General features: G+C 40.1%; 7 protein-coding genes and 2 tRNA genes. 6 read left to right on the top strand and 3 right to left on the bottom strand.

Going from position 1 to position 11,533, the window contains the following annotated elements; translation table 11 throughout:
* The first annotated feature begins 51 nt into the window (after positions 1–51).
* The gene (locus ACFOSV_RS11510) at positions 52–1,191 is read left to right on the top strand and encodes a lactonase family protein (RefSeq protein ID WP_377906162.1); all 1,140 of its coding nucleotides are present in this window, start codon (positions 52–54) and stop codon (positions 1,189–1,191) included.
* A gap of 2 nt (positions 1,192–1,193) precedes the next feature.
* On the opposite strand, the gene menC is transcribed toward ACFOSV_RS11510, so the two are convergent.
* Positions 1,194–2,273: an o-succinylbenzoate synthase gene (gene menC / locus ACFOSV_RS11505; protein WP_377906161.1), complete on the bottom strand. Its 1,080-nt coding sequence runs from the start codon at positions 2,271–2,273 to the stop codon at positions 1,194–1,196.
* A 68-nt stretch (positions 2,274–2,341) separates the two neighbouring features.
* Between menC and ACFOSV_RS11500 the strand changes: the two genes are divergently transcribed.
* Positions 2,342–3,559: an S-adenosylmethionine:tRNA ribosyltransferase-isomerase gene (locus tag ACFOSV_RS11500; protein WP_377906160.1), complete on the top strand. Its 1,218-nt coding sequence runs from the start codon at positions 2,342–2,344 to the stop codon at positions 3,557–3,559.
* Here ACFOSV_RS11500 and ACFOSV_RS11495 read toward each other — a convergent pair.
* The gene (locus ACFOSV_RS11495; protein ID WP_377906159.1) at positions 3,556–3,960 is read right to left on the bottom strand and encodes a LytR/AlgR family response regulator transcription factor; all 405 of its coding nucleotides are present in this window, start codon (positions 3,958–3,960) and stop codon (positions 3,556–3,558) included. The genes ACFOSV_RS11500 and ACFOSV_RS11495 overlap by 4 nt on opposite strands.
* Before the next feature lie 225 nt (positions 3,961–4,185).
* Here ACFOSV_RS11495 and ACFOSV_RS11490 point away from each other — a divergent pair, with 225 nt between their 5' ends.
* Positions 4,186–5,646: a hypothetical protein gene (locus tag ACFOSV_RS11490; RefSeq protein ID WP_377906158.1), complete on the top strand. Its 1,461-nt coding sequence runs from the start codon at positions 4,186–4,188 to the stop codon at positions 5,644–5,646.
* Here ACFOSV_RS11490 and ACFOSV_RS11485 read toward each other — a convergent pair.
* Complete coding sequence (locus tag ACFOSV_RS11485; RefSeq protein WP_377906157.1) at positions 5,643–6,911, bottom strand: hypothetical protein; 1,269 nt, start codon at positions 6,909–6,911, stop codon at positions 5,643–5,645. The genes ACFOSV_RS11490 and ACFOSV_RS11485 overlap by 4 nt on opposite strands.
* 701 nt (positions 6,912–7,612) lie before the next feature.
* Between ACFOSV_RS11485 and ACFOSV_RS11480 the strand changes: the two genes are divergently transcribed.
* From ACFOSV_RS11480 to ACFOSV_RS11470, 3 genes are all read left to right on the top strand, one after another.
* A tRNA-Ser gene (locus ACFOSV_RS11480) sits at positions 7,613–7,704 on the top strand.
* 118 nt (positions 7,705–7,822) lie between these two features.
* Positions 7,823–7,896, top strand: a tRNA-Pro gene (locus tag ACFOSV_RS11475).
* Positions 7,897–8,135: 239 nt separating this feature from the next.
* A complete protein-coding gene (locus tag ACFOSV_RS11470) occupies positions 8,136–11,531 on the top strand; it encodes a hypothetical protein (RefSeq protein WP_377906156.1) in 3,396 nt (1,131 codons plus the stop codon).
* Positions 11,532–11,533: the final 2 nt, after the last annotated feature.

Here is an 11,533-nt window from a genome sequence, read left to right as displayed (position 1 = left end):
GAAAGAGCCATCAAATGATGAAATTTAGCTACCAATGCCGTAATTTTAACGATGAAGAAAATTGTACCCTTCCTTTTTGCTGTGGGGCTTTTCGCCCAAAGCTGTGGTAATCCTCCCCAAGAAATGACTCAATCTACTGAACAAAAGACCTACTCTTTCTTAGTAGGTTCATACACAGAAAACCCTTCCCATGGGGTGTATCTTCTAGAGTTTTCTCCCAACTCCTTTGGACTCAAAACCACTGTTCTAATTGATTCTATCCAAAACCCGTCATTCGTAATCGCCAACAAAACCAATGACATGGTTTTTACCCTAGAGGAAATAGCCATTGAAAATGGTGGACGAGTGATGAACTATAGTCAAAATGGTGATGGCCGTCTCACGCCCATTAGCAAGGCCAATACTTTTGGTGGTGCTCCGTGTTATCTAGCCTTATCTCCAAATGAAGATTATCTCGTGGCAGGCAATTACTCCGGAGGAAATCTTACTATCTATAGCATTACGGACACTGGAGTTTTGCAACATGTCCAAACCCTTGAACATGAAGGAAGCAGTGTGAATACCAGTCGTCAAGAAGCTCCCCATGTACACAGCACCGTGTTTGATCGAGAAGGAAAATATCTGCTCGCAGCAGATTTAGGAACTGATGAAGTCCGAGTTTATAGATTTGACAGGGACACACCAGAACCCTTGAGTCTAAAAGAAATCATAAAAATGGAGCCTGGAGATGGACCAAGACACAGTGTTTTTTCTCCCAATGGCGAGGAAGTAATCGTTTTGCAAGAATTGACAGGAAAGCTGAATGTGTATAGTTATTCGGCGGGAACTCTGGATTTGACGCAAAGACTTGATTTGCTGGATGAAGATTTCGAAGGTGCTATTGGCGCTGCAGAAGTGAGATACTCACCTGACGGAAAATTCGTCTATGCCTCGAATCGAGGCGATGCTAACACCCTTTCTGTTTTCACAAAAAATGAAACTGGGCAGTATCAGCGTATCCAACAGATCTCCTCAGGTGGCATCATGCCAAGAAACTTTAATTTGACCTCAGATGGTAAATATTTGCTGTCTGCGCACCAAGCTAGCAATGATGTTGTGGTTTTTGAGCGGAATGTAGAGACTGGTCTTCTTGAGCCCACAACTTTCAAAATTGAATTGAATAGTCCGATTTATCTCTTTGGGTTGAACTAGTTTTAGCTTACGCTTTCCCATTCCACCTGTGCGTTGTATTTAATTTTGCCCTCTGCAATAGTCAGCGGTGAAAGCAGATTGTTATGGTATAATTTACCTGTTCCCAGTCCTTGTGGAATTACTGGATCATAAGTAGAGGCTAGCTGAGAGATGACATTCAGCCCAATATTGCTCTCCAAAGCAGACGTCATCCACCAACCGATCCCTCTTTCCTCAGCCGCTTCTATCCAAGCTTGAGTTTCCAAAATGCCTCCTACCAGCGTAGGTTTCAGAATAATATGCTGAGGTTGAATTTCATCCAATAGTGTCGCTTTCTCCTCTACTCCGATCAACTCCTCATCCAAGGCTATTGGCAAGGGAGTAATCTTACACAATTCCTTCATTTCCCTAATTTGACCAGCGGCAATGGGCTGCTCAATACTATGAATGTCCAAATCCGCTAATTGCTGGAGTTTGTGTGGAGCATCTTTTGCAGAAAAAGCTCCATTGGCATCTACACGAAGCGTAATCTCATCTTTATCAAATTTTTGTCGGATATAACCCAGTAGTTCGAGCTCTTGGTCAAAGTCAATGGCTCCGATTTTCATTTTGATACAGCTAAAACCTTCCGACAACTTCTGATCTATTTGACGAAGCATCATTTCCTTTTCCCCCATCCAAATCAATCCATTGATAGGAATGGATTCATTACTATCGTAAAACCCATTTTCGAAGTACTTTTTCACTCCCCCAAAATGGAGATCCAGTAAGGCAGATTCCAAGCCAAAACGGATACTGGGCAAATGAAAAGGAACCAAATCACGTACTTGAGTCAAAAATTCATTGGGTTTCAAGCTCCAACTTTCATTGCTTGATTGATTTAACACCTGATCTAAAACCTCCTGAAAATCAGATAAAAAATCAAGACTTAAGTGAATCAATGGTGCAGCCTCACCCCACCCCACTCTTGTCCCGCACTCTGATTCGGCCTTGATCCAATAAACATCTCGCTGACGAAGGACACCTCGCGAGGTACCAGCATCAAATGTAAAATTCAAGGTTCGTTTGATGAATGAAAAGCTAATTCTCTGGCTTGAGCTCATGAAATCAAAGGGTTACTAGGCAGAAAGGGACATGGAGAATATATTTGCACTCCGAATTTATGACGCAGATGTTCAAAATCCCCCAAATCGATCTTAAAGATTACGAATATACACTCCCTGATAGCAGAATCGCCAAATACCCTCTAGAAAAGCGGGATCATTCGAAGCTGCTGCACTATAAATCCGGAAAGATCGATCATTTCCAATTTTATAATCTTCCTGAATTAATACCTTCTGGAAGCCTTTTGGTGTACAATGATACCAAAGTGATTCCCGCTCGGTTGATTTTTCAGCGGGCCACAGGAGCCAAAATTGAAATATTTCTTTTGAAGCCAGTTTTACCAAGCACGGTAATTCCAGAAGTGATGCTATCAAAGGATCCGGTGACTTTTGAAACAATGATCGGAAATGCCAAAAAGTGGAAGGATGATGAAATTTTAAGCGGTGAGCTCCAAATCGATCATGTCAGCATTGCGCTCAACGCTAAATTGGTCGATCGAGACAAAAAATGGGTAGAATTCAGCTGGTCAAATCCAGAATATTCATTCGTAGATCTCGTTGAGGCGAGTGGTGAAGTACCGCTTCCCCCATACCTCAATCGCAAACCGAATGAAGATGACAAGGCGAGATATCAGACGATTTATTCTCAAAAAGAGGGAGCTGTCGCTGCTCCCACTGCAGGACTGCATTTCACCGAGGAGGTTTTTGAGGCGCTAGCGCAAAAGGGTATTAAAAAAACCCAGGTCACGCTCCATGTAAGTGCGGGGACCTTTCAACCAATCAAAGTGGACAAGGTTCAAGAACACCCCATGCATAGTGAGCAAATTTTGGTCAACAAGGAAACCTTGATCAACGTGCGGCAAAGTCTGGGGAAAATCATTGCCGTTGGAACGACCTCTGTTCGAACCTTAGAGAGCCTTTATTGGTATGGGGTTAAATTATTGGAAGGTAAGGGTGAGGAACTCCAAATAGAAAAGTTATTCCCTTATGAGCATCGAGAGGTATTACCCAGCCCAGCTGAGTCCTTTGATCGAATCATCAGATTGATGGATGAAAAGGGATTGGAAACTCTTTTGGGTAGTACTGAGATATTTATTTTCCCTGGATATGACTATCAGGTAGTAAATGGACTGATTACAAACTTTCACCAGCCGGGCTCCACACTCATCCTCTTGATCGCCACAATCCTTGGAGACGATTGGAAAAAAGTCTATCAAGAGGCCTTAGAGAATGACTACCGTTTTCTGAGTTATGGTGATAGCAGTCTTCTTTGGCTTAAAGATTAATCATTACCAGAACTTAGCTTCTGGATTCCATTGATCAAATTGGCGTAATATGTACGTCCCACCGGAACCAAGTCCTTTTGGACTTTCACTTCCTTTACATTAATCGCTTCGATCTCTTCGATCCGAACGATATAGCTTTTGTGAATTCTAAGAAACTCCTTGCTCGGCAATGCGGTCTCAAAGTCCTTCAGAATATTTCGTACGGAATAGACTCCCGTTTTACTGACCAGCGTAGTATAGTTACCATCTCCTTTGAGCCAAAGGATATCAGAGTATCTAACCTTGAGCAAAGAACCTGCATGACGTATGAAAATGGCGTCAGGGATCAACAATCCCTCGTTACTCTCCACTAAGAATTCATCCGCTTCACTGTTGTTTATTCTTTCTAATAATTCTCTCATACCTCTCCTTGTTTTGTTTGTCCAACTTTTTGTGTAATCCCATTGTTTTTCTTTTTCGAATTATTTCATAGAAGTATTTAAAAAATCTTCCTTCGGTCAAAAACAAGACCTTTGACTTACAATTCATATTTTAGTAGCACCATGAGGAAATTGAAGTTTTTGTGCTTAGCGTATGTATTTTTTGCTTTAGGGTCCTGTGACAAAAAGGATCCCGAAACAAGCCCCTTGAGCACTGTGAAAATCACACAACTCGAAATCATCCTTGACGATCTTTCCCCTGATTCCAGAAAACTTGAAAATGTGGAATGGAATCATCCTTTGGAACCAAACCTCGTCTTGAACTTTGAGTCTCAATCAGATGGAAAACAGTATTCGCTTAATTTAAATCCAAATGATATTGAAAGTTCAGAACCTATCCTCTTGCCCTTTGGCACCTATTCCTTGACAGGAAAAAGTAATAGTACCGAAGCGGTGGATTACCTTTCTTTTTCGATAGAAGAACAAGTTCAAATATCCAACCCTGAGACCAATCTCAGCATTCAAGCCAAAACGACATCCGGACTTTTTACCATTCCGACAACAAGTCTCAGAGCAGCCCCACTCCTTCTAGATGCCAGCAGAAACCTTGCTGAGAAACAAGGGTTTTACTATGCCTATTCTGATCCCAAAAGTCCCATTGGGTTTGAATTGGCACCAAAATCTGGCACTATATCCTTTCGACGTTATTGGACCCCAGACTATCTTTTGCATGAAAATTTAGAATTGGAATACCCTGAAGGATCCATAAATAATTCCTTCCAGACAGAAGGGTTTACTTTTCGAGGAATAACAACTGCTATTGATTCCGACGGCTATCCCTTAAGCCTTAATACAAGACCTTTGGCCAAACTTCCAGCCAGTCAGAATGAAAATTCTGGCCTCGCAATCTCTCAAGGACGGGTCTTTTCCATCAATGATGGGGGCAATAATGCAGAGATTTACGAACTGAATCCAGAAACCGGAGATGTAATCAAAACCATTCGTGTGATAAATGCAACCAATACAGATTGGGAGGATTTGGCACAAAGCGAAACTCATCTTTTCATTGGAGACTTTGGCAACAATACTGGAAATCGAACCGATTTGAATATTCTGAAGATCAGATGGACTGATCTCTTATCTCTGAGTGAAGTAGAGGCAGAAAAAATCCATTTTTCGTATGAAGATCAAATAGATTTCTCAGGTTCCAACCCTAACCATAATTTTGATTGCGAAGGCTTCATTTATTTTAATGGGGAGCTTAGCTTATTTACCAAAAATCGAGGGGATCTAAGGTCAAATCATTATATACTTCCAAGCGAAACAGGAACTCACGTAGCAGTGAAAGTAAATGGATTAGATGTAAATGGCTTGGTTTCAGCTGCTGATTATGACGAAGAAAGCCAAACTTTAGTCCTCTTGGGATATAAACTAAGTGGGATCTCAAGCCAATGTTTTGTCTGGTACATTCGTGACTTCCAGGTAGGAGATTTCTTTGGGGGAGTCGCGCGCAGATTGGATATCGGAAGTCCGCTAAGTCTAGGCCAGACAGAAGGTATCTCATTCTTAGGTACCCGAAATCTCCTTATTTCTTCTGAACGCCTAAGCTCAGGAGGATTTGAAATTCCCCCACAGTTCAACTTATTAGACCTTAAAGGTTTATACTAGTCAAGAGTACTGGTTCTCTTGGCATTATTGCGAATTACCTCGTCGAGTTCTGTCGCTAATGGTTTGAGATAAGAAAAATACTTTTTGTTTTCCATATCCAATTGTTCTGGATCAATCAAATCTAGAAGCCCAAGCATAGAAGAAAGTGGAGAACGAAGAACATGCGAAGGTCGCAGCGCAATTTCCTTTAGTCGTATGTTTTCTTGCTGAAGCCGTTGCAAAATAGGATTCAGAGCCAAGTCATTCACATGTAAAAGTATAAATGTTGTCTCGCTCGCTTGGTCATAGAGTCTTCCAAAATGAACCGAAAAAGCCTTTGATTCCACTACTTCAACCTTTTGATTAAATACGAAATCAGCATTTTCACCAGCTTGGAAGGCTTTAAATTTTTGAAAAAATTCTGCACCGTTAAATTTGAATTTACATCCTACGGCGGATTCATGACGTAAATTCTCTACTGAGAATTTAGAAGCCCGAACGTTTTGTTGAATGACGACTCCCTCTGCATCCAATACCCAAACGGCGCCAGGAATGGCCGCTATCTGCGCACGACTGAATGGTTTCCGAACACTAAATATTTCCGATTCTGCCAAAGTTAACTCGCTAAAGAATAAATGATATTTTTCAAACTCCTTAATTCCTAACAGCTTAAATCTTTGCGATCCAAACTTAACTTCTGTCTTAAAAAAGCTTTCCTTCTCGTCCTTAGCGCTAAGTAGTCGCTCAAGACCCAGTTGAGGAAAAAGATTGAGAATATTCATCCCAACCGCATCCTTTGAAGTCAAGCCAAGTTTCTGCAGTTGGTCTAGGTCACCATCCAAGATTCTAAAGGAAGAATCCAATGTGATCCGACCCAAACCTAATAAATCAACTAGGCCATCAATCTTAACCTTTGGACTCAAGACATTTGGATCAATACCAACACCCACAATACCCATAATATCCATTTCTGAATCCGTCACCACTGAAAACTCCCAAGAACCTAGACAGGTCACCTCACTGAATTGATGATTAAATTCAAAACTCAGGTGATAATTCTTCTTTGGCGACAGAATGATTTCATCTAGAATTCTTTCAAAATCTAGTTTTGATTGCGCAGGTAAAACCTCCACAAACATCCTATCCCTCTTCAAACCAGACTTTTCAGAAAGCAAATGATTTGTGCTTAAGACTTTTCCATCTATGTCCAAAACCACCAACATAACTAGACCGGAATCCAAAAGGAAATCGGGAGTAAGTTGTTCGATATTTGAAGAACTGATCATAGAAAACGCGTCCAAGTTTAGCTTTAAGACAAATTTCAGATCGAAAGGTTAAGAAAATTTATTTAAAAAAAAAGCCCTTCAGGGCAAATAAATTATGTGTAAAACATTGATTTTCAGTATCATATTCTGATTAAAATATTAAAAAAGTAAATCAAAAAGCAAAAAATGCTTTTCATCCCTGAAAAGCATTTTTCACTCTCAACTAAAAAAAATTAAAAATTTAAAATGGAAAACTCTGAATAGTCAATTTCTTTGACCAAAAGTATGAGCGCATCCGAATATTCTTGTTTGCAAGTCTTCACAAAGAAAGGATATTCAAAATCGTTTGAGTCTTCAACTCTCAACGAACCAAAAAGCCTTGACAGCTCCAATTCAGAATCACATCTCACTGTGAGACACTCTGAATTCTCTTTATTGAGCTCGATTAAAAATTTGGCAGAATGACTTTGAATCAACATGATATTCAATCTTTGTTTAAAGGTAAAAGCCGAGAATGAGAAAAAAATACCCAGTACAGGGTATTTTTTACTTTTCCTTCTACCTGATTCTTAAGCCCTTTTGAAAAATTTCGCGATACTTTCGAATGAATCAAAAAAAGACTTTTTTATCTATAGTCAATTCGTATATATTTGCATCTCAATTGAGGAAATGATGTGTTTCTAAGTCTATTGAAAGGCGTTTGACACACTTAAATTGAATCAAGAGGGTTGGGTGAGTGGCTTAAACCAGCAGTTTGCTAAACTGTCGTACGGGTCAAACCGTACCGGGGGTTCGAATCCCCCACCCTCTACCAGTTTTGATACAACAAACGGTTTAGCGTGACCCGATAAACATCCTCACTTTATCTATAAGGTTGTTTTCAAATCCAGCGCCACTTGAAAAAAGTTTCAAGTCAACATCAATGATACCTTCGGGGTGTAGCGTAGCCCGGTATCGCGCCTGCTTTGGGAGCAGGAGGTCGTAGGTTCGAATCCTGCCACCCCGACAACAAGCCTCAGATAATTCTGGGGCTTTTTTTTATTCATACCCCACTATACCAAACCCTTAATACCTTTGGCAGTCCCTAGGTTCTCCCGATTTTATGGATAGAAAAAATTATGATTCGATCAAACCCTATGAATTAATTAATAAACGAAGTATAGGTCTGTATGTGAATCTTTTTTTGATGTCAAGCTAGGAATAATTTACTTAGGGGGCTGATTTAAAAAATTCATTTGAGTTCTTATGGAGTATATTCTAATCGACGGAGAAGGGTTTTACAAGATTCCCGATAGCGATAAATTAAGACCCTTTTTCATGAGTATTGTGAGCCACTCGGATCATTGGATGTTTATATCCAGTTCAGGTGGACTTACGGCTGGGAGAAGGAATAATAAATATTCCTTATTCCCATATTACACAGATGATAAAATCAGCGAATCGTATGAAACCACTGGAAGCAAAACCATCTTCCGAGTTTCTACACCTGATGGAATAAAACTTTGGGAGCCTCACTCCGACAGATACACCGGAGTGTATGACATCCGAAGAAATCTCTACAAAAACGAATTTGGAAATAAGATCATTTTCGAAGAGATCAACAAAGACCTGGATTTAACCTTTAGATCCAAGTGGAGCTCGAGCGACCGATTTGGCTTTATCAAAACAAGCACCTTGGTCAACAATTCTGATCAAGCCATCCAAGTGGAATTACTTGATGGACTTCAAAATCTTCTTCCATACGGAGTGGACCCAGACCTCCAGCAAACTAGTAGCAACCTAATCGATGCTTACAAGAAGATTGAGCTCATCGAAGAATCCGGGCTTGGTTTATTGACATTAAGTGCGATCATAGTAGACAGGGCCGAACCCAGTGAAGCTTTGAAAACCAATGTTGTTTGGAGTACGGGCTTGTATAAATCTAAAAAGCTACTTTCCTGCCTACAACTGGCTTCATTTAGAAAAGGAAAAGGAATTACCCAAGAAACTGATATTCGGGCCGAAAAAGGCGCCTATTTTGTACATTCTAGCTTAGAGCTTGAAGCCAAAACCTCCAGCACTTGGTACATTATCGCAGATGTAAATAAAGGTCCTACGGAAGTCATTAATCTCTCCGAGAAAATCAAATTTAATGAAGACCTGATCACCCAAATCGAAGATGATATTCATTTGGGAACCAAAGATCTTAGACAACTTACATTCGCTGCGGATGGGAGTCAATTGAGCTCCGATCACCGTAAAAACACGCGTCATTTCGCCAATGTGATGTTCAATATTATGCGTGGAGGTATCTTTGATGATAACTACACCATAGAAAAAAAGGATTTCTCAGATTACCTGTCAAAAGCGAACCATCAGATTTTTAAAGAAGTAAGGGAGAAGCTTTCTCAAATGCCTAACACTTTCTTTTTGGATGACTTAATGAAGATAGTTCAGGAGACCGACAATAAAGACTTTAGGCGACTTGGCATGGAGTACTTGCCCCTAAAGTTCAGTAGAAGGCACGGGGATCCGAGCCGGCCTTGGAATAAGTTTTCCATCAATACCAAAAGCGAAGTGGATGGGTCCAAGGTCTTAGACTATCAGGGCAACTGGAGAGATATTTTTCAGAACTGGGAAGCGCTAGCCCACTCCTATCCCAAATTTATCCATGGGATGATCTTTAAGTTTTTGAATGCATCAACATTCGAAGGATACAATCCCTATCGTGTGACTAAGGATGGATTTGACTGGGAGACAATCGAACCGGATGATCCTTGGTCTTACATCGGCTATTGGGGAGATCATCAGATTATTTATCTTCTGAAATTTCTTGAATTCATTGAAAACCATTACCCAAATCAATTGGGAAGCTATTTCAATCAAGAAATATTCGTCTATGCCAATGTCCCCTACAAAATAAAATCATACCAAGAGATCCTCAAAAACCCTAAGGATACCATTGACTTTGATGAAAAAGAAGATCATCAAATTCGAATAAAACGAGAGGAAATGGGTGCAGATGGAGCTCTACTACCCGATGCATCTGGAAAAATTCATCATATAAACATGATGGAAAAACTGTTAGCCACAGTTCTCTCCAAATGTTCAAACCTGATTCCAGAAGGCGGTATTTGGATGAACACCCAAAGGCCTGAATGGAATGATGCCAATAATGCCTTGGTGGGAAATGGTGTATCCATGGTAACGCTTTACTATCTGCGCAGATTCCTCGTCTTTTTAGATCAGACGGTAAAATCTACAAGCTTTTCAGAAATCGAAATTTCTGATGAGTTGAATACCTTTTATAAAGAGATAAATAAGGTTTTTGAAAGCAATAAGCAGCTACTTGATGCAAAAATCTCTGATACCCAAAGGAAATCCATAATGGATGGTCTTGGGGCCGCAGGGAGTAGCTACAGGCTATCGATTTACGACAAGGGATTTTCAGGAGAAAAAACCTCTATTTCCAAAGAATCAATACTTCATTTTATCAAATCTGGTTTAGCATTCCTAGAGCAGTCCATCAAAGCAAACCTGAGAGCTGACAATCTTTATCACTCTTATAATTTGCTCACTATAGAAAGTGATGAAAAGGCCTCGATTTCTTTTTTGAGTGAAATGCTCGAAGGTCAGGTTGCTGTACTCAGCTCTGGATATCTTTCTTCTTTGGAAACTGTCAAATTGCTCGACTCGCTCCGAGAAAGTAAACTTTATAGACCAGATCAAAACACCTATTTACTTTATCCCAATAGACAACTTCCACTTTTTGTCAACAGAAATCTCATCCCTGAATCAAGTATTCAAAATTCTCATTTGCTCCAAACCTTATTGAAAGATGGGAATCTTGAAGTCATAGAAAGGGATGTGAAAGGGGATTACCACTTCAATGGAAATTTCAATAATGCCTCTAGCCTGAGCCAATCTTTGGACCGTTTGGACGAAAAATATCAATCCCTAGTTAGCAAGGAAAGAAGTCTCCTGTTGAATGTTTTTGAAGAGGTGTTTAATCACAAGGCATTTACCGGAAGATCAGGTACATTCTATGGATATGAAGGACTTGGATCGGTGTACTGGCACATGGTATCCAAACTCGCCCTGGCTGTTCAAGAATGCTGTTTTAGGGCAATAGAATCAAATGAAAAAGATGAAGTTGTTCAAAAGCTGATTGATCATTATTATGAAATCACCGACGGCATAGGCGTGCATAAAAACCCTGAGCAATATGGAGCATTCCCTACTGACCCATATTCTCATACCCCCGGAGGAAAAGGTGCTCAACAACCAGGAATGACTGGACAAGTGAAAGAAGATGTCCTTACTCGTTTTGGAGAATTAGGAATTCGTGTCAAAAATCAAGAAATCTATTTCGAACCACGTCTTTTGAATCGATCAGAATTCATGGACTCCATTTCGAATTTTAAATATTTTGATCTGACTGGAAATGAACAAGAAATGACCCTACCGGCAAATAGCCTTGCGTTCACCTATTGTCAGGTTCCAATCGTTTATTCTCTTGCTTCAGAAAATCAAATAGAAATCTTGGATAAAACGGGTTCATCCCAATCCTCCTCTTCTTTAAATCTAGGAAAATCAGTCAGTCAATCACTTTTTGACCGCAAGGGTGAAATTCAAAAAATCCATGTTTATATTAAGGCCTAAAA

The organism is Algoriphagus namhaensis (assembly GCF_042649705.1).
In the GTDB taxonomy this organism is placed as follows: Bacteria; Bacteroidota; Bacteroidia; order Cytophagales; family Cyclobacteriaceae; genus Algoriphagus; species Algoriphagus namhaensis.
The sequence above is the reverse complement of the archived record's forward strand: the minus strand, read 5'-3'. Positions and strand labels throughout refer to the sequence as shown.

Coding starts and splice junctions, on each gene's coding strand:
- ACFOSV_RS11510 (WP_377906162.1), top strand. CDS start 52: ATGAAGAAAATTGTACCCTTCCTTTTTGCTGTGGGGCTTTTCGCCCAA.
- menC (WP_377906161.1), bottom strand. CDS start 2,273: ATGAGCTCAAGCCAGAGAATTAGCTTTTCATTCATCAAACGAACCTTG.
- ACFOSV_RS11500 (WP_377906160.1), top strand. CDS start 2,342: ATGTTCAAAATCCCCCAAATCGATCTTAAAGATTACGAATATACACTC.
- ACFOSV_RS11495 (WP_377906159.1), bottom strand. CDS start 3,960: ATGAGAGAATTATTAGAAAGAATAAACAACAGTGAAGCGGATGAATTC.
- ACFOSV_RS11485 (WP_377906157.1), bottom strand. CDS start 6,911: ATGATCAGTTCTTCAAATATCGAACAACTTACTCCCGATTTCCTTTTG.
- ACFOSV_RS11470 (WP_377906156.1), top strand. CDS start 8,136: ATGGAGTATATTCTAATCGACGGAGAAGGGTTTTACAAGATTCCCGAT.